This is a genomic window from Nonomuraea sp. NPDC002799 (assembly GCF_053592075.1).
Genome location: NZ_JBSFVA010000021.1, coordinates 115,382 through 139,939, shown reverse-complemented (window position 1 = coordinate 139,939; position 24,558 = coordinate 115,382). Strand labels below are relative to the sequence as shown.

The following is a 24,558-nucleotide window of genomic DNA, read 5'->3' as shown; positions in this document are numbered from 1 at the left end:
ATCAGGCTGCGGCGAGCAGTTCCAGCAATTCGTCGTTGTAAAAGTCGCCGACATCGCAGACGCCGGAGAGAGTGGCGAAGTAACGGTCCACCATGGCCTGGTTCCCGGCGATCGCCTGAAGCAGGAAAAGGCGTTCCTGAGGGACTCTGAGTTCCGCCACGGTGAGCGTGCTGCGGTAGAAATCCATGAAACGATCCTGCACGTCGCGCGCGTAGCGGCGCAGGGCGCGGTTGAGCGCGCTCTCGTCATGGAGGCCGGCGCCGATGTGCTCGGTGAGCAGGCGCGCCTGGGTGAAGGCGTCGGTGATGCCGCGCGCGGCGATGGAGTCCTTGTGGTGCACGGCGTCACCGACGAGCGCCCAGCCCGGCCCGTACGCCTCGCGGAAGAAATTGCGCTGCTCACCCGTGCCGTAGAGCTGCTCGGCCTGCCGCGACTCCGCCAGCCGCGCACCGAGCGCGGGCGCGGTCTCGCGCACGGCCGCCAGATACGCCGATTGGGCGTCGAGCCGCACGTGGTTGAACTCCGCCTGCGGGAAATAGGCCATCACCAGCGTGAGACCGCCGTTGGTGGGGACCGCGCCGACCCAGCGCCCCGGCTTCTCGTACAGCTCGAAGTTCGCCGGCAGCCCGTCCCAGTAGCTGTAGTAGGTGCAGGTCATGCGCGCGTCCTCGATCCGGGTCGGCGCCTTGACCTGGCGGGCGACCAGCGAGCGCATGCCGTCGGCGCCGACGACCAGCCGGGCCCGCTCGACGGAGTCGCCCGCACGCGTCCTGACCTTGACGCCGGTCACCCGGTCGCCGTCGAAGACCAGCTCGCGGACCTGGCATTCCTCCCGCAACTCGACGCCGGCGGCGACGGCGGCGTCCGCGAGGATCGGGTCGAGCAGGAAACGCCGGGGGGCGTACGCCGCGCGCTGCCCGCCGGCCGGCAGGGAGCAGCCCTCCACCCGGACGCCCGGGGTCTCATAGCTGGCGTGGTCGAGCGGCGGGCAGCCGGTGTCCCGTACCTTCTCCAGCAGTCCCCACTCGTCGAGCAGCGCCACGCCGGGCTGGTGAATGTAGTGGGAGGAGAGCTTGTCCTGCGGAAAGCGGGCCTTTTCAAGGAGCAGAACGCGATATCCGGCGCGCGCGAACAGCATCGCCGTCGGTGACCCCGCGCACCGCGCACCGACAACTATGACGTCGTACATGGCGCCTCCGATCCTGCGTGACTTTCGAGAGAAGAAACTCATCACAGGCTAGGAAGATCATGAAGAGCGGGTCAACGAACACGATCGCGAACGCGAATTCCGTCCCGCTGGCGAGACGGGGCGCGCGGGGAACGGCGCCGGCCGCTACTATTCGGCCGGCGCTTTGACTCGATGATGTCCGAGCCGTCAGATTGATCAGTTGACGTTGTTCGCCGGTTCGTTTTCCTCAGCGGCCTGGAGCAGGATCCGCAACAGGTCCTGCGGAGCGTCGCGCATGAGGTTGTGGCCGCCGTCCAGCGCGTGCGTCGTCCAGGCGGAATCCTCGCGCAGCCGCTCGTAGACCTCGGTGAAGGGGGACGGGCCATCCCAGCCCGCGGCGTAGACGTAGTCCCTGCGCCGCAGGTGCGCGAGGTCGCCGGTGAGCTGGAGCGGCTGCAGCACCGAGGCGAGCGGGTGCGGAGTGGCGCGCGGGTCGAAGAAGGGCAGGGTCCGCACCGAGTAGCCGGTCTCCACCACGTTCATGTACCACTTGCGCTCCTGGTCGGTGACGAGGCTCCAGCAGGAGTCGTCGTGACCCGGCACCATGGCGTCCACGTACACCAGGGAGCTCACCCGCTCCGGCGCGCGGTCGGCGGCTCCGGTGATCACCATGCCCCCGTAGCTGTGGCCGACCAGCACCGCGTCCCGGACGTCCGCGACGGCCAGCAGGGCGGTCACGTCCTCGATGTGCGTGTCCAAATTCACCCCGCCGTGCAGCAGATGGCTGCGCTCGCTGAGGCCGGTCAGCGTCAGCGCGTGGACCGCGTGCCCCTCGGCGCGCAGTGCGTGGCTGAGCTCGTCGAAGCACCAGCCGCCGTGGCACATCCCGGGGATGAGCACGAACGTCGCCATGATCTTCACTCCTTCGGTCGGATTCAAACGGATGTCTTGCCGCTGACGCGGCCCCCGGCGACGGCGGTCACGGCGGCCACCGCGCACAGGATCGCCGTCCACGCCAGGGTGGCCTCGGTCGAGGTGTGATCGGCGACCACCCCGGCGATCCACGGCCCGGCGGTCTGCCCGGCCGCGAACACCGTGGTGAAGGCCGCCAGCGTGGCGGTCCAGTCGGCCGGCCGGACGTTGCCCTTGATGAGCGCCGTCACGGCGGCCGGAACCCCCATGAACGTCGCCCCGTAGACCAGCGCGGAGGCCAGGATGACCAGCGGCGCGGGCGCCACCAGGGCCAGCGCCGCTCCCCCGCCCAGGACGGCGAGCAGGGTCGCCAGGGCGCGGGTGCCCGGCCACTCGGCGGTCGGGCGGCTCCACAGCGCGGGCGCCGCCACGACGGCCAGGCCCAGCACCGTCCAGGTGAGCACCACCTGCCCGAGCGGGGCGTGGCGGTCGGCGAGGTAGGCGGACAGGAACGTGATGTAGGTGATGTAACCGGCGGCGAACAGCAGGTAGGCCAGGGCGACCCCCCACAGCGGGCGCACCCGGGCCCGGCCCGCCGTCCCGTCCTGGGCGTCGCCGCCCGTGCCCGCCGCGCTCCAGCTCGCCACGGTCGCCAGCCCCGCAGCCACGGCCAGGCAGATCCAGGCCAGGCGCCACTGCTCCCCCAGCACCGGGACGGTCACCCCGCTGACGAGGATGCCGAGGCCGGTGCCGGCGAAGTAGACGGTGATGGGCGTGCCCGACTCCGCGCGGGCGGCCACCCGCGAGGCGATCACGCCGCCGGCGATGAACACGACCGCCCCCGCCGCTCCGGCCGCGGCCCGCCAGGCCAGCAGCGCCAGGTAGGCGTCGCTCGCGACCGTGGCGGCCAGCGCCACGGCGGTGAGCACCATGCCCGCGCGGAAGGCGGCGGCGGTGCCCCATCGGCGGACGATCGCGGCGGTCGCGAGCGCGCCGAGGAGGTAGCCGAGCCCGTTCGCGGCGCTCATCGCCCCGGCCTCGGCCAGGGTCCAGCGCAGGTCCTCGCGCATGGCCGGCAGGACCAGCCCGTAGGCGAAGCGCGCGAGCCCGAGCGCCGAGGCGGTGCCGAGCGCCAGCCGCGCCGCCTGCCAGAAGGCTGTCCGCGTCATCCTCTCCCCCAAGATAGAACCGATCGGTACGGCGAGGATGCTAGCAGAGAACGAACCGATCGGTACCATCGGCTTGCTTTCGCGGTACTCGCAGGCGTATATTCGTCTACGAGTAAGAAGGAGATGAGCGAAGATGCCGAAACAGCGCAAGGTCGCCAACCTGCTGGCGCTCGCGGTGTTGTCCGCCCTCGCCCATCGCCCCATGCACCCCTACGAGATCGCCGCGGCGCTGCGCGCCTGGGGCAAAGATCAGGACATGGAGATCAAGTGGGGGTCTCTCTACACCGTCGTCCGCAACATGGACAAACACGGCTTCATCGCGGCGGTGGAGAGTGTCCGTGAGGGCCGCCGGCCCGAGCGCACCGTCTACTGCATCACCGACGCCGGCCGCGCCGAGCTCGTCGACTGGGCGCGCGAGCTGGTCTCGACCCCCATGCCGGAGCAGCCCCGCTTCCGCGCCGGCCTGTCGGTGCTGAGCGCGCTGCACCCGGACGAGGTCGTGGACCTTCTGCGGCAGCGGCTGGAGCGGGTCGAAGGCGGCATCACGGCCGCCCGTGACGCGTTCGCGGAGCACGCGCGGCAGGTCCCGCGCCTGTTCCTGGTCGAGCTGGAGTATGACCTGGCCATCCAGGAGGCGGAAGCGGCCTGGATCCGCTCGCTGCTCGCCGAGCTCACCTCGGGTGCCTACCCGGGGCTCGACGTGTGGCGGGCCTTCCACGAGACCGGCGAGCTGCCCGCCGAGGTGGCGGAGCTCGCGGAGAAGAGCAGCACCACGGAGTAAGTGACGGCCCCGGCGCGGTGCGTCAACACCACGCCGGGACCTGTTCCTCGAACCACACCTGGGAAGGCGCCCGGCCCGAGGCGGCAACCACGAGGATAGCCTGGCTCCCTCCCAGAGCGGTTCGACGGCAAGCGAACCGATCACTCAGGGAGAAGATCATGACCGAGGTCAGGACAGCGATCGTCATCGGCGGCGGCATCGCCGGTCCCGTGGCGGCACTGGCGCTGCGGCGGGCCGGCATCGAGGCCACCGTCCACGAGGCGTACACCAACACCGCCGACGGCGTCGGGGGCACGCTCGCGCTCGCGCCGAACGGCGTGGCCGCCCTGGCCGCCGTCGGCGCGGACGCCGCCGTGACCGCGATCGCCACGCCGATCACCCGCTCGGCCATGTCCATGGGCGGCAAGCACCTGGACATGCCCGGCCTGACCGGCCTGCCACCGCTGCGACTGGTGCACCGCAGCGATCTCTACCGCGTCCTGCATGACCACGCCGTCGCCGGCGGGGTGCCCATCGAGTACGGCAAACGGCTCGTCAGCGCGGACGAGAGCGGGACCGGCATCACCGCGAGGTTCGCCGACGGCAGCACCGCCACCGCCGACATCCTCATCGGGGCCGACGGCATCCACTCGACCGTCCGCCGGCTCATCGACCCGGACGCCGCCGGCCCCCGCTTCACCGGAACGCTCGGCTTCGAGGCGGTCGCCCGGCACGAAGTGCACGCCCAGCCCGGCACGATGACCTTCGCCTTCGGCAGGCGCGCCTACTACCTCTACGTGCCGGAGCCCGGCGGCGGCACCCGGTGGGGCGCCAACCTGCCGCAGGAGCGGCCGATGAGCCTCACCGAGGCCCGCGCGGTGCCCGCCTCCGACTGGTTGCGGACGCTGCGTGCCGCCTACGCCGACGACGATCCCGGCCGGGAGTTGTTGCTGACCACCGACGCCGACGAGCTGCAGGTGGTGGGCTCGCTGCAGATCATGCCGCCGGTCAGGCACTGGCATCGCGGCCGGATGGTGCTGGTCGGCGACTCCGCGCACGCACCCTCCAACAGCTCGGGCCAGGGGGCGTCGCTGGCCGTCGAGAGCGCGGTGCAACTGGCTCGCTGCCTGCGCGACCTGCCCGACGTGCCGGCGGCGTACGCCGCCTTCGAGCGGCTGCGGCGCAGGCGCGTGGAGAAGGTCGCCGCCCGCGCGGCGCGGATCAACCAGGCCAAGGCCCCGGGGGCGGTCGGCAGGGTGCTCATGCCGCTGCTGATGCCGCTCATGACGAAGATCGTGATGAATCCAGAGCGGACGATCGGTCCCGAGCAGCGCTACGTGATCGACTGGGACGCCCCGGTGACGGCGGACCCGGCACTGGTGTGACGGCTGCGGGGTGGCCGGCGACGGACGTCCCGCCTGTGCTCTACGGTTGCTGGTGTGCCGTCGGTGAAGGTCGAATGGGCCGTGTTGTCCGCTGCGGACCTGGCCGGGATCGTTGAGCTGGCCCAGCGCTGCCGGCAACATGACGGCGGTCTCCAGGCGACCGCCGCGCCCGCGTTCCTGGAGCGTCGTTACACCGGCGCCGAGGTGACGGCGCTCGGCGCGTTCGGCGCCGGCCGGTTGCTCGCCTGCGGCTCAGTGCGCCCCTGGCGGGGCGCCGGCGCGGCGGTGGGGCTCGTCGATCCCGGCCACCGCGGGCACGGCCTGGGCGCACGCCTCCTCGACCAGCTCCTCGACCTGGCGAAGACCTGGTCGGACCGCCTCCAGGTGGAGACCGAGTCGCTGACGCCGGCGGCGGATGAGCTGTTCCGGTCGCGCGGCCTGGAGCAGACGTTCGCGGAGGACGTCTACCACCGCGACCTGGCGACTCCGCTGCCGCGCGTGCCGCTGCCGGCCGGCGTCACGGCCGAAGAGTGGACGGAAGACAACCAGGACGCCTTCTACACCGCCTACCGGGCGTCCTTCGCGGACCGCCCGGGCTTTCCCGGCTGGTCACCCGGGCAGTGGCTCGACTGGCTGGCCGACGACACGTTCCTGCCGGGCTGCTCGCTCGTGGCGCGCGCGGGCGGCGGCGCGCCGGTCGGGTTCGTGACCTGCGGGCAGGAGTTCCTGATCCAGGTCGGCGCCGTGCCCCGATGGCGGCAGCGCGGCCTCGGCCGCGGGCTCGCGGTCGCCGCGCTCGAACGTATGCGCGCCGGCGGCGGCACCGAGGTCTTCCTGGACGTCAACGTCAACAACCCCGCCTCCGCCGCCCTGTTCCAGGGTCTCGGCTTCTCCGTCGTGGCCAGGCGCGCCCGCTACGAGCCTCGGGACGCCCGAACCGGCCACTGACCCGGCGCTTCGCCGAAGCGCCCGGACAGCCGCGCGGGCGCCGGAAAAGCTTGATCGACTTCGCGGCGGCGGCTGGTTAAGGTGGGACGTTCTCCGTCTCACCCCCCCAGGAAGTGTCACGTGCCCAGTCGCTATCGTTCAGGCCGTCCCGCCCTGCTCGTCGCGGGTCTGTACCTCGTCGTGCTGGCGGTCGCCGCCGTGATCGCGCTGACCACCGGCGATGTCGCTCTGTTGTGGCGGCTGACGCTGTTCACGGAGGTGAGCGAAGACGTCCCGGTGACGTGGCCGAACGTGCTCGTCGTGGCCCTGATCGGCCTGCCGTGGGCCTGGGCGCTGTGGCAGAGCCTGCGCGGGCCGCTGGCGGGGCCGCCGCCCACGCTGGACAGGAGCACACGGTGGCTTCGGGTGGCGCTCTACGTGGCGGCGGCCCACTGGCTGCTCACCCTGTTCCTGCCGGTCCGGCCCTGGTGGGCGGCCCTGCTGGAGGGCGCGGTGATGGGGGTTGTCGTGCTGCTGTTCCACCCGGTGCTGGGAGACAGCCTGGAGCACGCCGGCATGGCGCGGGCCGCGGGCGTCCTGGCGTACGGCGGCGCGGCCGTCCTTGAGGTGCTCGACGTCCTCGACGTGTCCACGCACCCCCTGCTGCTCCTGCTCTGCCTCCTGGCGGGCCTGGTCTGGACGGTGCTGGTCCTGCGGGCGCAGCGCTGGGACGGCCGCTGGCACGGGGACACCGTCGTGTACGGCATCGCCGCCCTGGCGGCGCCGCTGCTGCTTCCGCTGCTGGGCCTGCTGCTCCTCAGCGAGACCGACATCTACGCGCAGGTCGCGGCGGCGGGTGGCGTTCTGACGCTGATCTGGCTGGCCCGCTCGGCCCACGACCTCGCCGACCCGCGCCACCATGCCGCTCCGGCGCCGGCCCCCGTCTCCACTGAACCGCTCTAGCCGAGCTGCCGCCTCAGCGAGGTGATCGCACCCAGCCGCAGGCGCTGATGCGGTGGACGAGCCGGGTGATCGTTGACTAATCTGTGGGCTTATGTCCAGTCCTGAAGCATCAAGACGCTAGCCACCGGTCCTTCGGTGGCTTCCTGGGATGTCCTGCGGCAGCGCCGTCGCTGAGGTCGAGCGCGCCCTTTCCGCCATCCTTGCCACCGGATCACCGTCGTATGGACTGATGCTTTCCAGGAGTTCCGTCACCGTCGTGGTGCCGAGCCTGGTCCTCTCTTTCACGCGGTAGCGCCCGCGCGCCCCGGGATGAACGCCCGTTTCGCGCGGCGGCGCGCCGCGTCGTCCTGATGCTGTTCTCTCAACGTGGTCGTGGAGTTTTCTGCTCATGCCCTTCGCCATCTACCTCCTCGGACTGGCGGTCTTCGCCCAGGGAACGTCCGAGTTCATGCTCTCCGGACTGGTGCCGGACATCGCCGGTGAGCTGAACGTGTCCATTCCGGCCGCCGGCGCGCTGACGTCCGCCTTCGCCGCAGGAATGATCGTCGGGGCGCCGCTGCTGGCGGTGCTCAGTCTGCGCTGGTCACGGAGGCGGGCCCTGCTCGTCTTCCTGATCGTGTTCATGCTCGTGCACGTCGCCGGCGCGCTCACCACCAGCTTCCCGGTGCTGCTGGTGACCCGGGTGCTCGCAGCGCTGGCCAACGCCGGGTTCCTCGCCGTGGGACTCGCGACGGCGACCAGCATGGTCCCGCCGGATGCCAAGGGGCGGGCCACCTCCATCCTGCTCGGCGGCATCACGCTGGCGTGCGTCGCCGGTGTGCCCGCCGGCGCCGCGCTCGGTCAGGCGCTCGGCTGGCGGTCGGCGTTCTGGGCCGTGGCGCTGATCTCCCTGCCGGCCGTCCTCGCCGTGCTGCGCTCGGTGCCGGACGGCGCGCAGGCGACCGGCGACCTGGTCGAGACCCGTCCCCGCGCACGGCACGAACTGCGGGCACTGCGTGACCCGCGGCTGCTCGCCGTGCTGGTGCCGGCGGCGCTGGTGAACGCCGCCACCTTCTGCTCCTTCACCTACCTGGCACCGCTGGTCACCAGCGTGAGCGGCTTCTCCGATGGATGGGTGCCGGCGATGCTGGCGCTGTTCGGTCTCGGGTCGTTCGCCGGCGTGACCATCGGCGGCCGAATGTCCGACACGCGGCCGATGCGCGTCCTGACGGTGGGCGGGACGGCCCTGCTCGCCGGGTGGACGCTGTTCACGTTCACGGCCGGCAGTCCGGTCGCCACGTTCCTGCTCGTCTTCGTGCAGGGAACCCTGTCGTTCGCCGTCGGCTCGACCCTGATCTCCCAGATTCTGTACGCGGCGACTTCGGCGCCCTCGCTCGGCGGCTCCTTCGCGACCGCGGCCCTCAACGTGGGGGCGGCCGCCGGCCCGGCCATCGGCGGCCTCACCATCGCCGCCGGGCTCGGCTACCGCTCGCCGCTGTGGGTCAGCGCCCTGCTGGTGGGGGCGGCGTTCGTCACGGCCGGTCTCGTCCAGGTCATCCGGCGTTCGCGGACCGCATCGCACAAGGAGCCGCCGGTCTCTCGCACCACCACGTAAGCCGCCCCGGGAGGTATCGATCACTCGGGGATACCGTCCTCGGTGTACGGGGTGCTGACCCCCGTGTAGCCCAGGTGCATGATCATGCCCTGTGCGCCGTGCTTGAAGTTGTGGCAGTGGTCCATCCAGAGGCCCGGGTTGTCGGCGGTGAAGTCGATCTCGAAGATCTCGCCGGGGGCGACGTTGAGCGTGTCGGTCCACCAGGCGCTGCCGGCGGCGGGCACGCCGTTGCGCGACAACACGCGGACGCGGTGGCCGTGCAGGTGCATCGGGTGGTCGATGAGGCTCCGGTTGACGATGCGCATCCTGACCCGGTCCCCTTCGGTGACCATGAGCATCGGCACCGCAGGGTAGAGGCGGCCGTTGATGGAGCTGCTCACGTAGGCGAACGAGCCGAGCGCGAAGCCGAAGCCGTCGTCCAGCGTGAGGTCGAAGGTGCGGTCGTAGGTCTCGTCCGAGACGGGCGTCGCCGTTCCGTACGTCAGGGGGTCGAAGAGCGGGCCGGTCGCCGCGGGCGCGGCCGGCTCGGTGCCGCCGGGGCTGAAGGCCAGGGCGGCGGCGCTGGGGATCTCGCCCGCGTCGATGGACAGGCTGACGGTGCCGGGCGGCATGGCGAAGACGACGTCGAAGCGCCCGCCCGCGGCCAGCAGCAGGTCGGTGCCGCGAGCCAGCGGTGTCGCTCCCTGCACCCGGTTCCCGTCGATGGCGGTCACGGTGAACGGTGTGCCGCCGAGGTGCAGGCGGTGCGGCTCCTGCGAGCTGTTGATCAGGCGGAGCAGCACCGGCTCGCCCGCCTCGATGGCCTGCCGCACCGGCTGGTCGGCGGTGCCGAAGGCGGCGACCGGGTCGTCGGCGCCCGGCCACAGGTGGGTGAAGACCGTCTTCTCCACCCCCTGCTGCCCGTCTTCGACGATCAGCGAGCCGAACAGGCCGCGCTCGACCGTCCGGGACGAGTCGCGATGCGTGTGGTACCAGAACGTGCCGGTCCGGCCGGGCACGAACCGGTAGACATGCTTTCCGCCGGGCATGACGGCTGCCTGGGTGACGCCGGGCACGCCGTCCTCGGCGTTGGGCACGTCCACACCGTGCCAGTGCAGCGTCACGCCCTCCTCGACGTCGGTGTTGAGCAGGGTCACCTCAAGCAGCCGGCCCTTCTTCACCCGGATCTGCGGACCGGGCGCCTGCCCGTTGAAGGTCAGCGCGTCGATCTCGCGGCCGGAGGCCAGCTTGACCTTGCCGTGTGCGGCGGTCAGGGTGACCCGCACGTCGGGGGTCCCGTCCTGGGGGCCGGTCAGGTCGGCGACGCTCGTGCCGGTGTGGTGGTGGTGCCCGGCCATCGTGCCCGAGGCGGCCACGTTGCCCTGGTAGCCCAGGAGGAGGACGACGGCCGGCGCGATCATGAAGCCGACCGCCGCCCAGGGGCCGCGCCGCCGGGTCAGCAGGTACGTCAGGCCCATCGCCAGCAGAGAGACGACCAGCGTGACCGTCGTCTCCTGCTGGGCGTACGGAATGAACAGCCATAGAGCGGACAGTCCTGCGCCCACCGCGGCGGGACGCCGGGCCTCCGGCCGGAAGAAGGCGAGGACCAAGGGGATCGCCGCGAGGGGCACCTGGATGAGGAGCCGGGTGCCGGCCAGCGGCAACCCGGCGGGGAGCAGCAGGCCCGCCACGACGAGCCGGGCCAGGACGAGGGCCGCCGTGCCGTACAGGATCCAGGGGGGCCGCGGGGCCCGGCGGCCCAGGGCCGCCGCGGCGGCCATGACCGCGAGGGCCAGCAGCATGTCGGTGAGGAAGAGGGGCTCGGACATCGCGGGCGTCAGTCCCACAGGACGATCGCCGCGACCATGGCGGCCGTGGGGAGCAGCAGCCACGGCTCGGCCAGCACGAGCACGGCGGTGAAGAGCAGCGCGAACCAGGCCAGCCCCTTCGCCACCCGCCGTCTGGCCTTGTTCTTCTTCTGCTTCTTCGCGGGCTCGCCGGGGACCGTGTACGGAGTGTCGTCGATCGTTGTCATGCCGCTCACTCTGGCCGGGCGCACCCGCCGCTCGCGTCGGTGAAACCTGCCTATGCCTGTGACGTAGGTGGTCATCGCCGACGCGGTCACGATCCCCCCGTCGGCACGGTGAGCCCATGGAGAATCTCGCCGAGACAGAGGAGATCGTGATGCGTGTGCGGCACGCGGACGGAAGGTGGTCGGCCAGGCCGATCTGGGTGGTGGTGATCGACGGCGCGGCCTATGTCCGCTCCGCCTTCGGTCACCGGAGCGGGTGGTACCGCAGGGTGCTGGCGGACGCGGCGACGGAGATCGAGCTGGACGGGGTGGCCGTGCCCGTACGGCTGACACCGGTGGACGAGCCCGCGCTGGTCGACCGGATCTCCGGCGGCTACCGGGCGAAGTACGCGCTGAGCTGGCCCGGCCCCGTACAGACGATCACCGGCCCGGAGGCCGCGACGACCACCATGCGGCTAGCGAATGCCAGGGAGGTCTCTTAGCTGTTTGCGTGAGGTGAGGCCAAGCTTGCGGAAGATGTTGCGCAGATGCGCGTCGACCGTGCGCGGACTGAGGAACAGCTTGGCCGCCACCTCCTTGGAGCCGGCGCCGTCGGCGACCAGCCGGGCGATGTGCAGCTCCTGCAGCGTGAGCTGATCCGACGCCTGCGACGAACGGCTCCTGGCGTGCTCGCCGGTGGCCCGCAGTTCGCCGGCCGCCCGGTCCGCGAAAGCCTGCGCGCCGAGGTCGGACAGCAGTTCGTGGGCCGTGCGCAGCCGCTCGCGGGCCTCGCGCCGCCGGCCCCGGCGGCGCAGCGACTCCCCGTACAGCAGGTGTGCGCGGGCGCGGTAGATCGCCATCGGGCTGCCGTCGAGGTGTTCGACGGCTTCGCGGTAGGCGTCCTCGTCCTCGGTGACCAGGGCGCGCGAGTAAGCCTCGACCCCCAGTCCCCACGCCTGCCGGCCGGCCTGGGTGCGTTCGGACAGCGTACGCAGCGCCGAGGCGGCCAGCTCGGTCTCGCCGCAGCGGACGGCCGCCTCGACCAGCTCGGGCAGCGCCAGCCCGGACAGGCCGAGATCGCCGTGCGTGACGGCCTGCTGCGCGGCCTCCAGCGCCGCCCGGTAGTCGGCCAGGCCGTTGTTGAGCACGCTCGTCGCCCATTGGACGCTGAGGCTCATCCGCTGGCTCGCCGCGAGCACGCCGGCGAACAGCTCGGCGGCCTCCTTGCGGCGCCCGCGCATGGCGGCCAGGTGAATGCGCGGGTAGACCAGCGGTGCCGCGCCGGTGGCCGCGGCGATGGCCTCCTCCTCGGAGATCAGCTCCGCCGCCGCGCCGAAGTCGCCGGCGTGGACGGAGGCCGTGGCCAGCATGGCCAGCCCGATCGGCAACATGTGGAACGAGCCGGACTCGCGGCCCGCCGCGACGACGCGGGCGGGGATGCCGTGCAGGGCGTCGTGGTTCCACAACTCCACGGCCAGCATGAAGCCCATGGACGGCCAGCGGGCCCACACCTCGTCGCCGGCGTTCCCGACGATCGGCCCCAGGACGGGGGCCGCGGCCCGGTGCCCGTCGGTGACCAGGCTGACCAGGCCGTCCAGGACCGCGTCGGCACCGGAGGGCGGCTGCGGGGCGGGCGGGGCCTGGCGAGCCGCCGCCACCACCGGGCCCAGGCCGCCGATCAGGATGCCCGTCTCCATCGCGTCCAGGTAGCAGGCCCGTGACCAGGCGGGATCGGTGCCGGCCAAGCGGGCGGCCGCGCTCAGCAGGTAGGTCGTGGGCCCCTCGCCGCCCCGGCGCCGGACGAACGAGAGCTTGCCGCGCAGCAGGTCGACCCTGGCTCGTTGCCGCTGGTCGAGCGCGGCGGTCTCGGCGGTGGTGAGGAGTTCGGCCGCCACGTCGAACGCGCCGACCGAGAGTTTGGCCTGGGCCGCGGCGAGCACGCGTTCGGTCCGGAGCTCAGGGGTGAGGGTGAGCGCCGCGGCCCGTTCGAGGAACGCGGCGGCGGCGGCCACACCGCCCCTGGCCTGGGCGCGGGCGGCGGACTGGGCCAGCTCGGCCGCGACCTGCTCGTCAGGCCCCGTGCTGGCCTCCGCGCGATGCCAGGCCAGCCGGTCGGGGTCGGCGGCCGGATCGGTCACCGCGGCCAGCGCCTCGTGCGCCCGCTGCCGATCGGCCGTGGAGGCGGCGCGGTAAGCCGTCGACCTGGCGAGGGGATGGCTGAAACGGATCCTGGTGCCGAACTCGACCAGCGCGGCGGCCTCGGTGGCCGCCGACGGCTCGATGCCCATCAGTTCGGCCGCCCGCCACAACAGCCCGGGGTCGCCGACCGGGTCGGCCGCCGCGACGGTGATCAGCAGCCGGGCCTGCGGCGACAGCAGCTCCAGCCGGGCGCGGAAGCTCTGCTCGATCACGCCCGGCGCGGAGGGGGGCAGGGCGAAGCCGCCGGCCATCCCGGCCAGGCCGGCGCTCCTGGGCAGTTCCAGCAGCGCCAGCGGGTTGCCGCGGGCCTCGGCCAGGATGCGGTCGCGGACGCGCTCGTCCAGCGGGGCACGGATCGCGGCGGCCAGCAGCGCGCGGGCGTCCGTCTCCCCCAGGCCCTTCAGCGCCAGGCTCGGCAGCTCGTCGAACTCGGGCAGCCGGCACGGCTCGCGTACGGAGAACACCAGGGCCACCCGTTCAGCGGCGACCCGGCGGGCCAGGAAGGCCAGCGCCCTGGCCGAGGCGTGGTCGAGCCACTGCGCGTCGTCGACCAGGCAGAGCAGCGGGCGCTCCGGCGCCGCCTCGGCCAGCAGGCCCAGGGTCGCGACGCCGACCAGGAACGGATCGGGTGTGCCGGAGTCCAGGCCGAAGGCGATCTCCAGCGCCTTGCGGTGCGGGGCGGGCAGCGCCGGCACCTTGCCCAGGACCGGCGCGCAGAGCTGGTGCAGGACGGCGAACGGCAGCTCCATCTCGAACTCCGCGCCGGAGGCTCGCATGATCAGGAAGTCGCCCGCCGCCGCCTCCGCCTGTCGCAGCAGCGAGGTCTTGCCGATGCCCGGCTCGCCGCGCAGGACCAGGGCACCGCCCTGCCCCTGCCGGGCCGCGTCGATCAGCGCGCCCACGCGGCCGATCTCGTCCGTCCGTCCCACCAGCGATGCGTCCATATGAGCACCATTATTCCGTAACGCCGCAGGTCATACGTAGTCCGGGTGGCTGCGGCGGATAGGTGGGAATCACCGACGCGAGCGTCCGCGGGCCGCTGCGAGGGTGATGGCCATGAGCAGCGCCTCCCTCTCCCCGACCACCACCAACTGGACGCCACTGGCGGTTCTGGCCACGGCTCAGTTCCTCGTGGTGCTGAGCACCTCGATCGTGAACGTCGCACTGCCGGAGATCCGCACCGGACTCGGGCTCGGCCCCGCCGGGTTGTCGTGGGTGGTCAACGCCTACGTGCTGGCCTTCGGCGCCCTGCTGCTGCTCGGCGGCCGCTCCGGCGACGTGTACGGCCTGCGTCGCGTTTTCCTGATCGGCACCGCTCTGTTCGCCGCCGCCTCGCTCGGCGCGGCGCTGGCGAACGACATCGTCACCCTCATCGTGGCCAGAGCCGTCCAGGGCGTCGGCGCGGCGCTGCTGGCGCCCACCGCGCTGGCCATGGTGCTGACGCTGTTCCCCGACGGCCCGCGACGCGGCACCGCGCTCGGCGTCTGGGGCGCGGTCTCCGGCGTGGGAGGCGCGGCGGGCGTGCTGCTCGGCGGCCTGTTCAGCGACGTCTACGGCTGGCGCTCGGTGTTCGTGGTCATGGTTCCCGTGGCCGTGGCGGTGCTGGTGACCACCTGGCGGCTGCTGCCCGCCGACCGGCCGCGCGGCGGCCGTCTCGACCTGCCGGGCGCGCTCGCCGTCACGCTGGGCCTGACCGCCTTCACCTACGGGGTGTCCGGCGCCGTCTGGCCCGCCGTGGTCGCGGGGGTGCTGCTGCTCACCCTCTTCGTCCACCTGCAACGCCGATCGGCCGGCCCCCTGGTGCCCGCACGGATCTTCCAGGCCGGCTCGCTCGCCGCGGCCAATGTGCTGATGGCGTTGCTCGGCGCGGTCTGGCTCGGCCTGTTCTTCTTCCTGCCGCTCTACCAGCAGCGCGTCCTCGGCTACTCGCCGATGGAGGCGGGACTGACCCAGCTTCCGCTCGCGCTGACGATCACCCTGGCCTCCTGGGCGTCTCCCCGGCTGACCCGGCGGCTGTCCGGCCGGGCCGTGCTGGCCGGCGGGTTGCTCCTGCTCGCCGCCGGGCTCGCCTGGCTGGCGCGGGCTCCTTCCGACGGGACCTTCCTGAGCGACCTGCTCGGCCCCTCGGTGCTGATCGGCGCCGGGCTGGGAGCGGCGTTCGTCCAGCTCACCGCCCTGTCGGCGGCGGGCGTCCCGGCCGCCGACAGCGGTCTCGCCGGTGGGCTGATCAACGCCACCCGGCAGATTGGCGGCGCCATCGGCCTCGCCGTCCTGACCGTCCTCTCGCTCACCGGCGGCTACCGCGGAACGTTCACGGCCGCCGCCCTCATCACCCTGCTGACCGTCTTGCTCGCCCTGATCACGATCCGGAAGGACGCACTCCGATGACCGAACTGCCCAAGCCATACCTCACCGGCCACTTCACCCCGGTGCCCGATGAGATCACCGCTCACGAGCTGACCGTGCACGGCACGCTCCCGCCGGAGCTGAACGGCCGCTACTTCCGCAACGGCCACAACCCCAAGCCGGGCATCACCCCCAGCCACTGGTTCAGGGGCGAGGGCATGATCCACGGAGTGCGGCTGTCCGGTGGCCGCGCCGAGTGGTACCGCAACCGCTGGGTAGGCACCCCGTTCCTGGACGGCGTGCCGTTCACCGGCACCGAGCTGGAGGTCAGCGCCGCCGCCACCAACATCATCTTCCACGGCGGCCGCTATCTCGCCCTCCAGGAGGCGAACCTGCCCTGGGAGGTCACCGCCGAGCTCGACACCGTCGGCGTGTACGACTTCGGCGGCAAGCTCACCAGCGCGATGACCGCCCACCCGAAGGAGGACCCGGTCACCGGCGAGCTGCACTTCTACAGCTACAGCCCGTTCCCGCCCTACCTGACCTACCACGTCGCCTCCGCCGCCGGGGAGATCATCCGCTCGGAGGTCATCGACGGGTCGGGCCCGTCCCTCATGCATGACTTCGCCATCACGCGCGAGCACGTCGTGTTCCTCAACTCACCCGTGGTCTTCGACCACTTCGAGCACTCCGGCATCCCCTACCGGTGGCACGACGACGTGCCGTTCAGGATCGGTGTCATGCCGCGTACCGGGCCGTCCCGGGTGACCTGGTTCGAGGTCGAGCAGGGCGCGCTGCTGCACGTCACCAACTCCTACGTGGACCGGCACGGACGCGTCGTCGTCGAAGGTCCCCGCTACGACCGGGCGTCCTGGGAGAACTCCTGGAAGTGGTGGATCGGCGCCCCCGGCTACGGCACCAGCCCCGACGCGGGATCGACCCTGCACCGCTGGATCCTGGACCCCGCCACCCGCAAGGCCACCGACCAGCCCCTGGACGACCTGGCCACCGAGTTCCCCTCGATCAACGACGCCCGCACCGGCGCGGCCAACCGCTACAGCTACGCCATCGCCTTCCCCGGCGCGGGCCTGACCGGCTACCACACCATCAAGTTCGACACCGGCACCGGCCGCCGGCAGCTCCTGTCGCACGGCGAGCACCGCATGCCGGGCGAGGCCGTGTTCGTCCCCGCCGAAGGCGGCGTCAACGAGGACGACGGCTACCTGCTCACCATCGTCAGCGACCTCAAGGCGAACGCCTCCCAGCTGCTCGTACTCGACGCCACCGACATCGGCAACACCCCCATCGCCACCGTAGAACTCCCCCGCAGGGTGCCCGCCGGCATCCACGGCCACTGGATCGAGGACAACAAGTGATCACCGGTATCGACACCTCCGCCGCCGTCGTCGCCCGCCACTCCATCACCGTCGACGCGCCCCTGCGGCGGGTCTGGGACCTGCACACCGACGTGTCCGGCTGGACCTCCTGGCAGAGCGACATCACCGCCGCCGCCGCTGAAGGCCCTCTGGTCCCCGGCTCGGTCTTCCACTGGACCACGTTCGGGATGGAGATCGCCTCCACCGTGTACGCGGTCGAAGAGCCGTACCGCATCCTCTGGGGCGGCCCCGCACAGGGCATCGACGGCATCCACCAGTGGACGTTCACCGAGGAGGACGGCATGGTGCACGTGCACACCGAGGAGTCCTGGGACGGCGAGCCCATCCGCGCCGACGCCGCGGGCATGGGCGCCGCGCTCGGCGCCTCGCTGACGGCCTGGCTCGAACGCCTGAAGACGGCGGCCGAGAACGCCTGAACCAGCGTTTCCGCACGCCGCGCCGTTCCCGAACGGTGCGGCTTCCGCTGCCTGCGGAGGGTATCCCGCGGCGGCGGCGAGCTCCTCCAGCGATTCCCGGCACCGGCTGCGCAGGCGGGAGTTCCGCGGATGAATCCGGTTGCGGCGGGGCTGGTGCGCCTGGTGAGGTGCCTGCATGGACGGTGCTACTGAGCAGGTACAACGCGCGAGGACGGGAGCAGACACTACGATCACGCGGCAACCGGCTCCATGGCACAGGCTGGCGGTGCTCGGGGCCCTGATGCTGGCCGCCCTGACCTTCAACACCGCGGAGAACCTGCCGGTCGGCCTCCTGGAGCTCATCTCCGGAGACCTGCGGGTGTCCCTGTCAGCGGTTGGTCTCCTGGTCACTGGTTACGGCGTGACGGTCGCGATCGCGTCTGTGCCGCTTGCCCACGTCATGCGGGCCGTGCCCCGACGTCATGTGCTCACGGGACTGCTGGCCGCGCTCGTGGTGTCGAGTCTGGTCGCGGCGCTGGCCACCTCCTACTGGCTGCTCCTCGTGGCGCGGTTGCTGACCGCGCTCGCCCAGGCGCTGTTCTGGGCCGTGATGGGGCCGGTCGCGGTGGATCTGTTCGCGCCCGAGGTCCGAGGGCGTGTGGTCGGGGCGCTGTCTGTGGCTGGTTCGCTCGCTCTCGTGCTGGGTGTTCCCGCTGGGACCTGGCTGGGCCAGCAGAGCAACTGGCAGGTGCCCATCGCCACGCTGGCTGCTCTGGGGCTTGTCTCTCTGGTGACGATCGCCGTTCTGCTGCCGACTTCGCGTCCGGAAGAAGAGTCCGCCGCGTACGCGAGCAGTCCCGACGTGCGGCGGTTCTGGACGGTGCTGGCGGCCGGGGCCTTGTCCGCCGGCGGGGCGTTCACGGGATACACCTACATCGTGACGTTTCTGGGGGACGTGAGCGGCTTTTCCCCGAGCGCGGTCAGCGTCCTGTTCGTGGTTTTCGGTGTCGCGTGTCTGGCCGGGGTAAGCGTCACCGGGGCGTTTCTGGACCGCTTTCCGCAGTCCGCGTTGGCCGCCGCCGTGGCCACGCAGGCGGTGGGCATGCTCGGCCTGTACGCCTTCGGCGCTCATCAGGTGGCGGCGGTGGTGTTCCTGATGTTGATGGGCGGCGCACTCGGGCCGGTGTTCATGACCACGCAGAACGCGATGCTGCACTGCGCGCCGGGCCGCACGGACATCGCCCTCGCAGCGAACTCCGGCGCCTACAACGCCGGCATCGCGGCGGGTGCCGCGCTGGGCGGACTGGTCCTGCCGCTCGCCGATGTACGGGGCACCTTCCTCACCGGCGGGCTGCTGACCGTCGGGTCCTGCGCGGTCCTGCTCGTCGGCCAGCTGCTACGTGGGCGCCGTCATCCAGGACGCTCAACACGTCGATGAGACCGGCAGACCCCAGTGGGTGCTCCATCCCGTTCTGTCCGGACTGATCCCTTGACATCCGCAGATGTGAGCAGTTAGCGTCCTCGAAACCTGGAATTAACGTTCACGTGAACGTTCATCCCGGGCCCGGAAGTTAGCTATGGGAAGGACGCCTTGCGCGTGGAGACCACCCATGTTCCGGCCGAGGACCTACGGCGCGCGTTGATCGCGGCGGATCCGAAGCTTTCCAAGTTCAATCCCCTGCCGCGCATACTCGCCTTCGACGAGTTCGCCACCGGAACGCACGGCTGGTGCGAACTCATCGGCAATCACGACGGCCACGGAAATCTCGACACCGTGGACGTCCACATGCGCGACTTCCGCCCGCCGCAGCTCAGCTCGTGCGATTTCTTCGACATCGGCACGCACGCCGCGATGAGCGGCAACTACGCACTCAAGGTGGCCACCCGGCCGGTCACGGGACACACCGCCGTGGCCATTCGCCGCCTCACCATGGCCCAGCGCGGGGTCGTGCAGTTCGAGACCTACTTCACCTACAAGAGCGAGGCGGCCACCGCGGACTCCTCGCTCGGCAACAGCTTCGGCGAGATCGAGTGGGACGGGAACCTGCACCCGTCGGAGGCCCAGTTCGGCGCGTTCACCGTGGCCACGGACCTGTGCGACGGCGAGGGCATCCGCTACCACTGCGTCGCCCGCTACCAGAACACCGACCTGGACAACAACTTCACCAGGCGCTGGATCTACCCGGTGGTCCCCGAGCCGACGCCCAAGGAGAACCTGCACAACCAGGAGAACCTGTCGCCGGTCGAGGACTTCACCGCCCCGGACCCGGCCGACTGGCGGGCCCTGGACGAGGAGCCCCAATACCTCTGCTACAACGAGGTGCCGACCAAGGTCAACTGGCATTACCTGCGCTGGCAGTTCGACACCAGGACCCGGACGAATATCGAGCTCCAGGTCAATGACCGGGTCATGGACATGCGCGACGTGCCGGTGCCCCAGTATGCCGACAAGTACGACGGCCTGGAGAACCTGCTCAATTTCTACGTGAGCGTACGGACCCATTCTCCGGTGCGCAATTTCCTTTTCCTTGATTCCGCATTGATTTCCGTGGATTGGTGAGCACCGGCATGAGACACGCTCTTACCGCCGTTCTGGAGCGCAACACCACTTTCACCGCCGACTTCGCGACCGAGCCGTACGAGGCCGGCTGGGCGTCGGAGGCGCGCTGGTTCGTACGGACCCTGGATCTGCGGGGCGACGAGCCCGCCCTGCGGCTGACCGCCCAGATCTCCCCCGACGGCCTGCACTGGTGCGACGACGACGACACCGTCGAGCAGGTGGCCACGGAGCCCGGCCTGGTGACGCTCCGGGTGCGCGAGTTCGGCCACTGGTTGCGGCTGCGGGCCACGCTGCGCGGCGGCGACCCGCAGGCGAAGGTCCTGATCTACCTGGCGCTCAAGAGCTGAGAGAGGAACGGTCATGACGACAACGGAGGGAGTGGGCAGGCGGCAGTTCCTGACCCTCCTGGGAGCAGGGGCCGCCGGCGTCTCCCTCCCCGCCCTGCTCTCCGGTTGCGCCCCCGGCGGCCCGGGAGCGGGGTCGGCGCCGGGAACCAAGCGGGTGCTCAGCGCCGCGTTCTATCAGGCGATCAACGACCTGGACCCGCACGGGGCGAGCGCGGTGGACGAGGCCTCGCTCCTGGCCAACCGCCAGATCTTCGACACGCTGGTCACCAGGAGCGGCGCGGAGCCGGCCCCGGGCCTGGCCACCTCCTGGCGGCAGCCCGACGACAAGACGTGGGAGTTCACCCTCCGCGAGGACGTCGTCTTCCACGACGGCGGCAAACTGACCTCCGCCGACGTCAAGGCGTCACTGGAGCGGCTGGCCGCCTCGGACGGCCCGCAGAAACCCCTGTGGACCTCGATCGACGGCGTGGAGGCCCCCGACCCCCGCACCATCAGGATCACCACCACGGACCCGCTCGGCACCCTGCTGGTCAACCTGAGCCTGGCCTTCATCCTGCCCGCCGCACAACTCGGCAAGACCGGCCTGTCCCGCAAGCCCATCGGCAGCGGCCCGTTCTCCGTCGAGTCGTTCACGCCGTCGTCGCAGCTCGTGCTCAAGCCGGTGGCGAACCACTGGGGCGGCGCCCCCGAACTGCCCGGCCTGCGCCTGCCCTACATCCCCGAGTCCTCCACCCGCATGACCTCGCTGCAGAACGGCGAGGTGGACGTCACCTGGATCATCCCGCCGGACGAGCTCAAGCGGCTGGCCGGCGTCAGCGGCGTCAAGGTCGAGAGCAAGCCGGGCCTCAACTACTTCCTCGCCTGGTTCAACTGCGGCAAGAAGCCCTTCTCCGACCCGCGCGTGCGCCGCGCGCTCTCCCACGCGCTCGACATCAAGAGCATCGTCTCCAGCCTGTACGGCGACGCCGCCACGGTCATGGACGCCCCGATCCCGTCGGCGGTCTTCGGCCACGCGCCCCAGGAGCCGTACGCCTACGACCCGGAGCTGGCCAAGCGCGAGCTGGCCGAGGCCGGCCACGGCTCGGGCATCCGCACCTCGATGATGTGGTTCAAGGACACCGGCCCGCTGGCGACCGAGCTGGCCCAGTCGATGATCTCGGCCTGGGCCAGGGTCGGCGTCGTCGTGGAGCCGCAGCAGATCGAGAAGGCCGCCTGGATCAAGCGCCTGACCGCCCTCGACTGGGACATCGAGCTCCAGGTCAACACCGTGACCACGGGCGACGCCGACTACACGCTCGGCCGGCTCTACACCAGCCAGGCCAATCGCATGGGCTACCGCAACGACAAGCTCGACGGCCTCCTCGCCAAGGCCCGATCGACCTCCGACCAGGACGAGCGCAAGTCGCTGTACGGCCAGGCGTGCGAGATCATCTGGCGCGACGCGGTCGGCGTCTTCCCTGCGGCGCTGTCGAGCACGTACGCGGTGCGCTCCTCGGTGGCGGGCTTCGTCCCGGTGGCCAACAGCCAGCCCGAGTTCCGCACGGTGTCGACCGCAGGGTGATCCAGGTGGAACTCGACCCAGTCTGGGGGCGCCATGCGTGAGGCACGCCGTACCACCCTGAAGGACATCGCCGAGAGCCTCGGCGTCTCGGTGAACACCGTGTCGCGGGCGCTGGCCGACAAGGACAGCGTCGGCGTCGAGACGCGCGACCGCGTCAAGGCCGAGGCGGAACGGCTCGGCTACGTGCCCAACTCGACGGCGCGCTCGCTGGTCCTGGGCTCGGCCAGCACCCTCGGCATGGTGATCACCAACCCGTCCAACCCGTTCTACGCCCAGCTCATCAGCGGCATGGAGCAGCACTGCCGCCAGCACGGCTACTCCTTGTTGCTGATGGCGACGGAGGAGAGCCTGGCCAACGAGCGGCGCGCGGCCGAGGAGCTGCTGCGCCGCGGCGTGGACGGGGTGCTCGTGGTGACGGTGCAGGAGGGGGCCGACCACTGGCGGCGCTTCAGGGCGGCGGGCGTCCCCCTCGTCCTGCTCAACCGCGACGTGCCCGAGCTGAACACCGACCTGGTGGGCGTCGACCACGTCAAGGGCGGCTACGCGGCGGCCAGTCACGCCATCGCCCAGGGCGCCGAGAAGATCTACTTCCTGGAGGAGGACCTGGGCGTCTCGTCGGTCGCCGACCGCGTCGAGGGCTACCGGCGGGCCCTGGCCGACAACGGGTTGTCCCTCGAACCCGACGCCCTGCTCAAGGTGCCGACCCGGCGGCTGGAGCAGAGCGCCATGCCGTGGGACCCGAGCGAGGCGTACCGGCTGGCCAGGGAGGTCGTGCGGAGCGCGCAGCGGCCGATGGCGTTCGTGGCGGGCAACGACTACTTCGCGCTCGGCGTCTACCGGGTCGCGGACGAGGCCGGCCTGCGGATCCCGGACGACATCCTGGTCGTCGGCTACGGCGGCCACCCGTTCGCCCCCTACGTCATACCGTCGCTGACCACGGTGGAGCTGCCCGCCGCCGACATCGCCGTCTCGGCCGTGGACCACATGCTGCGGCGGCTCAAGCGGCCGATGGCCGAGGGCTCGCCCGAGCAGATCCTGTTCCCGCCGCGACTGGTCGTCCGGGCGTCGAGCGGCGGGAGCGTGCGGTGAGCGCGTTCCTCGCCAGGCGACTCGCCCAGGCCCTGCTGCAGATCTGGGGCGCCATCACCATCGTCTTCGTCGCGCTGCGCGTGCTGCCCGGCGACCCGGCCGAGCTGATCCTCGGCAGCCAGGCGACGCCTGAGGCGCTGGAGGCGCTGCGCGCGCGGCTCGGCCTGCGCGACCCCCTGATCGTCCAGTACGGGCACCACCTCCAGGACATCGTCGGCCTGAACTTCGGCGAGTCGTGGCGGCAGGGCGTCAGCGCCCTGGACGCCTGCATGGAACGGCTGGGCTCCACCCTGATCCTGTCGGCCTGGGCCATGGTGATCACCGTGGTGCTGGGCTTCGTGACCGGCTCCTTCGCCGCCCGCCGCGCGGGCACCTGGGCCGACCACCTCATCTCGGTCTCCTCGCTGGCCGGCCAGGCGCTGCCGCCGTTCTGGATCGGCATCATGTTGTCGCTGATCTTCGCGCGGTGGCTGCAGATCCTGCCCAGCACCGCCGACGGGACGATGGCGAGCCTGCTGCTGCCCGCGCTCACGCTGGCGCTGCCGTTCGTCGGCTGGCTGGGCCGCCTGGTGCGCACCGGGATCCTGGAGGAGATGAACCAGGACTACGTCCGCACGGCCCACGCCAAGGGGCTGAGCCGCCGGGTCGTCTTCTACGTCCACGTGCTGCGCAACACCCTGGTGCCGGTGGTGACCATGCTGGGCCTGCTCATGGGCTACTTCATCGCCAACGGCGTCATCGTCGAGGTGATCTTCGCCTGGCCCGGGATCGGGTCGTTGCTCGTCGGCTCCATCACCTTCCGCGACTACGCCGTGGTCGAGGCCATCCTGACGGTGATCACCGTCTGCTACATCCTGCTCAACCTGCTGGTCGACGTGCTCTACGCCTACCTCGACCCCAGGATCCAGTTGGAGAACGCCTGATGTCGGTCAACGCCCTCGCCCCCGAAGCGGGTTTCAAGCGGCTCGCCGGGCTGCCGCTCCGCGCGCATCTGGCGCTCGGCGCCGTGCTGCTGTTCGTGCTGGCCGGGGTGCTCGGGCCGCTGCTGGCGCCGTTCGACGCCGCCCGCACCAGCCCCGTGGACCGGCTGCTGCCGCCCGGCACCCGGTTGCCGGACGGAGCCGTCGCCTGGCTGGGCACCGACCAGGTGGGTCAGGACATCCTCGCCGAGGTGCTGGCCGGCATGCGCACGTCGCTGACCGTGGCCCTGGTGACCGTGCTCGTCGGCGGGTCGGTCGGGCTGCTGCTCGGCCTGCTCGCCGGCTACTTCGGTGGCTGGGCCGACGGGATCATCTCCAGGATCGGCGACATCCAGCTCGCCTTCCCCAGCCTGCTGCTGGCCATCCTGCTGGCCGGCGTGCTCGGCCCGAGCATGGTGAACGTGATCATCGCGCTGGCCGTCACCCGATGGGTGATCTTCGCCAGGGTGGTGCGCGGCTCGGCCCTCGCCGTGCGCGACCGGGAGTTCGTGGACTCGGCCCGGGTGATGGGCGCCTCGCACGGGCGGATCCTGCTGAGCTACATCCTGCCCTCGTGCCTGCCGCCGCTGCTCGTGGCAGCGACCGTGCAGGTCGGCCTGACCATGGTCGCCGAGGCGTCGCTGAGCTTCCTCGGGCTCGGCGTGCCGTCCTCCCAGGCGTCCTGGGGCTCGACGATCGCCGAAGGCCGCGACTACCTGGCCTCCGCCTGGTGGATCGCCGCCGCGCCGGGCGCCGCGCTGGCGATCGTGGTGGTCAGCATCGGGATCCTCGGCGACCTGCTGCGCGACGCCTCCGACCCGATGACGGAGTTGTGAC

At 71.5% G+C, this 24,558-nt stretch carries 22 protein-coding genes; 16 read left to right on the top strand and 6 right to left on the bottom strand.

All coding sequences use genetic code 11. The annotated features are described in order from the left end of the window. Nucleotide 1: 1 nt before the first annotated feature. The 3 genes from ACWD0F_RS32550 to ACWD0F_RS32540 form a co-directional block, all read right to left on the bottom strand. Nucleotides 2–1,189 carry an NAD(P)/FAD-dependent oxidoreductase gene (locus tag ACWD0F_RS32550; RefSeq protein WP_449882307.1) on the bottom strand — a complete coding sequence of 396 codons (1,188 nt, stop codon included), beginning with the start codon at nucleotides 1,187–1,189 and terminating at the stop codon, nucleotides 2–4. A 195-nt stretch (nucleotides 1,190–1,384) separates the two neighbouring features. Next, the gene (locus tag ACWD0F_RS32545) at nucleotides 1,385–2,080 is read right to left on the bottom strand and encodes an alpha/beta fold hydrolase (RefSeq protein WP_449882305.1); all 696 of its coding nucleotides are present in this window, start codon (nucleotides 2,078–2,080) and stop codon (nucleotides 1,385–1,387) included. A gap of 23 nt (nucleotides 2,081–2,103) precedes the next feature. Next, nucleotides 2,104–3,249 (bottom strand): YbfB/YjiJ family MFS transporter, encoded by a 1,146-nt coding sequence (locus ACWD0F_RS32540; RefSeq protein ID WP_449882302.1) that lies wholly within the window; start codon nucleotides 3,247–3,249, stop codon nucleotides 2,104–2,106. Nucleotides 3,250–3,382: 133 nt separating this feature from the next. On the opposite strand from ACWD0F_RS32540, the gene ACWD0F_RS32535 reads away from it, so the two are divergent. The 5 genes from ACWD0F_RS32535 (at nucleotide 3,383) to ACWD0F_RS32515 (ending at nucleotide 8,878) form a co-directional block, all read left to right on the top strand. Beyond that, nucleotides 3,383–4,030: a PadR family transcriptional regulator gene (locus ACWD0F_RS32535; protein WP_449882299.1), complete on the top strand. Its 648-nt coding sequence runs from the start codon at nucleotides 3,383–3,385 to the stop codon at nucleotides 4,028–4,030. Nucleotides 4,031–4,188: 158 nt separating this feature from the next. Continuing rightward, complete coding sequence (locus ACWD0F_RS32530; RefSeq protein WP_449882296.1) at nucleotides 4,189–5,394, top strand: FAD-dependent oxidoreductase; 1,206 nt, start codon at nucleotides 4,189–4,191, stop codon at nucleotides 5,392–5,394. 54 nt (nucleotides 5,395–5,448) lie between these two features. After that, complete coding sequence (locus ACWD0F_RS32525; protein WP_449882294.1) at nucleotides 5,449–6,342, top strand: GNAT family N-acetyltransferase; 894 nt, start codon at nucleotides 5,449–5,451, stop codon at nucleotides 6,340–6,342. Nucleotides 6,343–6,462: 120 nt separating this feature from the next. Beyond that, a complete protein-coding gene (locus ACWD0F_RS32520; protein WP_449882291.1) occupies nucleotides 6,463–7,284 on the top strand; it encodes a hypothetical protein in 822 nt (273 codons plus the stop codon). A gap of 388 nt (nucleotides 7,285–7,672) precedes the next feature. After that, complete coding sequence (locus ACWD0F_RS32515; RefSeq protein ID WP_449882288.1) at nucleotides 7,673–8,878, top strand: Cmx/CmrA family chloramphenicol efflux MFS transporter; 1,206 nt, start codon at nucleotides 7,673–7,675, stop codon at nucleotides 8,876–8,878. Between the two features lie 20 nt (nucleotides 8,879–8,898). On the opposite strand, the gene ACWD0F_RS32510 is transcribed toward ACWD0F_RS32515, so the two are convergent. Both ACWD0F_RS32510 and ACWD0F_RS32505 read right to left on the bottom strand, forming a co-directional pair. Continuing rightward, nucleotides 8,899–10,686 (bottom strand): multicopper oxidase domain-containing protein, encoded by a 1,788-nt coding sequence (locus tag ACWD0F_RS32510; protein ID WP_449882285.1) that lies wholly within the window; start codon nucleotides 10,684–10,686, stop codon nucleotides 8,899–8,901. 8 nt (nucleotides 10,687–10,694) lie between these two features. Beyond that, nucleotides 10,695–10,892, bottom strand: coding sequence for a hypothetical protein (locus tag ACWD0F_RS32505; protein WP_449882283.1), 198 nt, complete (start codon nucleotides 10,890–10,892; stop codon nucleotides 10,695–10,697). Between the two features lie 116 nt (nucleotides 10,893–11,008). Between ACWD0F_RS32505 and ACWD0F_RS32500 the strand changes: the two genes are divergently transcribed. Next, the gene (locus ACWD0F_RS32500) at nucleotides 11,009–11,371 is read left to right on the top strand and encodes a DUF2255 family protein (protein WP_449882280.1); all 363 of its coding nucleotides are present in this window, start codon (nucleotides 11,009–11,011) and stop codon (nucleotides 11,369–11,371) included. On the opposite strand, the gene ACWD0F_RS32495 is transcribed toward ACWD0F_RS32500, so the two are convergent. Then, on the bottom strand, nucleotides 11,345–14,011 hold the full coding sequence (locus tag ACWD0F_RS32495) for an AAA family ATPase (RefSeq protein ID WP_449882277.1): 2,667 nt from the start codon (nucleotides 14,009–14,011) through the stop codon (nucleotides 11,345–11,347). The two genes, ACWD0F_RS32500 and ACWD0F_RS32495, sit on opposite strands and share 27 nt — an antisense overlap. Before the next feature lie 112 nt (nucleotides 14,012–14,123). Here ACWD0F_RS32495 and ACWD0F_RS32490 point away from each other — a divergent pair, with 112 nt between their 5' ends. The 10 genes from ACWD0F_RS32490 (at nucleotide 14,124) to ACWD0F_RS32445 (ending at nucleotide 24,557) form a co-directional block, all read left to right on the top strand. Further along, nucleotides 14,124–15,455, top strand: a complete 1,332-nt coding sequence (locus ACWD0F_RS32490) for an MFS transporter (RefSeq protein ID WP_449882274.1) — start codon at nucleotides 14,124–14,126, stop codon at nucleotides 15,453–15,455. Further along, a complete protein-coding gene (locus tag ACWD0F_RS32485) occupies nucleotides 15,452–16,789 on the top strand; it encodes a carotenoid oxygenase family protein (RefSeq protein WP_449882271.1) in 1,338 nt (445 codons plus the stop codon). Before ACWD0F_RS32490 ends, ACWD0F_RS32485 begins: the two co-directional genes overlap by 4 nt. Then, complete coding sequence (locus ACWD0F_RS32480) at nucleotides 16,786–17,226, top strand: SRPBCC family protein (protein WP_449882269.1); 441 nt, start codon at nucleotides 16,786–16,788, stop codon at nucleotides 17,224–17,226. The genes ACWD0F_RS32485 and ACWD0F_RS32480 overlap by 4 nt, the downstream gene beginning before the upstream one ends. 280 nt (nucleotides 17,227–17,506) lie before the next feature. Further along, nucleotides 17,507–18,643 (top strand): MFS transporter, encoded by a 1,137-nt coding sequence (locus ACWD0F_RS32475; RefSeq protein WP_449882266.1) that lies wholly within the window; start codon nucleotides 17,507–17,509, stop codon nucleotides 18,641–18,643. 159 nt (nucleotides 18,644–18,802) lie between these two features. After that, nucleotides 18,803–19,765: a DUF6772 family protein gene (locus ACWD0F_RS32470; RefSeq protein ID WP_449882263.1), complete on the top strand. Its 963-nt coding sequence runs from the start codon at nucleotides 18,803–18,805 to the stop codon at nucleotides 19,763–19,765. Nucleotides 19,766–19,773: 8 nt separating this feature from the next. Further along, the gene (locus tag ACWD0F_RS32465) at nucleotides 19,774–20,112 is read left to right on the top strand and encodes a hypothetical protein (protein ID WP_449882261.1); all 339 of its coding nucleotides are present in this window, start codon (nucleotides 19,774–19,776) and stop codon (nucleotides 20,110–20,112) included. A 13-nt stretch (nucleotides 20,113–20,125) separates the two neighbouring features. Beyond that, entirely contained in the window at nucleotides 20,126–21,673 is a 1,548-nt protein-coding gene (locus ACWD0F_RS32460; RefSeq protein WP_449882259.1) for an ABC transporter substrate-binding protein, read from the top strand. Between the two features lie 33 nt (nucleotides 21,674–21,706). Beyond that, a complete protein-coding gene (locus ACWD0F_RS32455; protein ID WP_449882256.1) occupies nucleotides 21,707–22,762 on the top strand; it encodes a LacI family DNA-binding transcriptional regulator in 1,056 nt (351 codons plus the stop codon). After that, a complete protein-coding gene (locus tag ACWD0F_RS32450; RefSeq protein ID WP_449882253.1) occupies nucleotides 22,759–23,685 on the top strand; it encodes an ABC transporter permease in 927 nt (308 codons plus the stop codon). The genes ACWD0F_RS32455 and ACWD0F_RS32450 overlap by 4 nt, the downstream gene beginning before the upstream one ends. Beyond that, nucleotides 23,685–24,557 carry an ABC transporter permease gene (locus ACWD0F_RS32445; protein WP_449882251.1) on the top strand — a complete coding sequence of 291 codons (873 nt, stop codon included), beginning with the start codon at nucleotides 23,685–23,687 and terminating at the stop codon, nucleotides 24,555–24,557. Before ACWD0F_RS32450 ends, ACWD0F_RS32445 begins: the two co-directional genes overlap by 1 nt. The last annotated feature ends 1 nt before the right edge of the window (nucleotide 24,558 follow it).

What these genes read in the sequence shown, in the direction of transcription:
- ACWD0F_RS32550 (WP_449882307.1), bottom strand. Translation starts at nt 1,189, where the DNA reads ATGTACGACGTCATAGTTGTCGGTGCGCGGTGCGCGGGGTCACCGACG.
- ACWD0F_RS32545 (WP_449882305.1), bottom strand. Translation starts at nt 2,080, where the DNA reads ATGGCGACGTTCGTGCTCATCCCCGGGATGTGCCACGGCGGCTGGTGC.
- ACWD0F_RS32540 (WP_449882302.1), bottom strand. Translation starts at nt 3,249, where the DNA reads ATGACGCGGACAGCCTTCTGGCAGGCGGCGCGGCTGGCGCTCGGCACC.
- ACWD0F_RS32535 (WP_449882299.1), top strand. Translation starts at nt 3,383, where the DNA reads ATGCCGAAACAGCGCAAGGTCGCCAACCTGCTGGCGCTCGCGGTGTTG.
- ACWD0F_RS32530 (WP_449882296.1), top strand. Translation starts at nt 4,189, where the DNA reads ATGACCGAGGTCAGGACAGCGATCGTCATCGGCGGCGGCATCGCCGGT.
- ACWD0F_RS32515 (WP_449882288.1), top strand. Translation starts at nt 7,673, where the DNA reads ATGCCCTTCGCCATCTACCTCCTCGGACTGGCGGTCTTCGCCCAGGGA.
- ACWD0F_RS32510 (WP_449882285.1), bottom strand. Translation starts at nt 10,686, where the DNA reads ATGTCCGAGCCCCTCTTCCTCACCGACATGCTGCTGGCCCTCGCGGTC.
- ACWD0F_RS32505 (WP_449882283.1), bottom strand. Translation starts at nt 10,892, where the DNA reads ATGACAACGATCGACGACACTCCGTACACGGTCCCCGGCGAGCCCGCG.
- ACWD0F_RS32500 (WP_449882280.1), top strand. Translation starts at nt 11,009, where the DNA reads ATGGAGAATCTCGCCGAGACAGAGGAGATCGTGATGCGTGTGCGGCAC.
- ACWD0F_RS32495 (WP_449882277.1), bottom strand. Translation starts at nt 14,011, where the DNA reads ATGGACGCATCGCTGGTGGGACGGACGGACGAGATCGGCCGCGTGGGC.
- ACWD0F_RS32490 (WP_449882274.1), top strand. Translation starts at nt 14,124, where the DNA reads ATGAGCAGCGCCTCCCTCTCCCCGACCACCACCAACTGGACGCCACTG.
- ACWD0F_RS32485 (WP_449882271.1), top strand. Translation starts at nt 15,452, where the DNA reads ATGACCGAACTGCCCAAGCCATACCTCACCGGCCACTTCACCCCGGTG.
- ACWD0F_RS32475 (WP_449882266.1), top strand. Translation starts at nt 17,507, where the DNA reads ATGCTGGCCGCCCTGACCTTCAACACCGCGGAGAACCTGCCGGTCGGC.
- ACWD0F_RS32465 (WP_449882261.1), top strand. Translation starts at nt 19,774, where the DNA reads ATGAGACACGCTCTTACCGCCGTTCTGGAGCGCAACACCACTTTCACC.
- ACWD0F_RS32460 (WP_449882259.1), top strand. Translation starts at nt 20,126, where the DNA reads ATGACGACAACGGAGGGAGTGGGCAGGCGGCAGTTCCTGACCCTCCTG.
- ACWD0F_RS32455 (WP_449882256.1), top strand. Translation starts at nt 21,707, where the DNA reads ATGCGTGAGGCACGCCGTACCACCCTGAAGGACATCGCCGAGAGCCTC.
- ACWD0F_RS32445 (WP_449882251.1), top strand. Translation starts at nt 23,685, where the DNA reads ATGTCGGTCAACGCCCTCGCCCCCGAAGCGGGTTTCAAGCGGCTCGCC.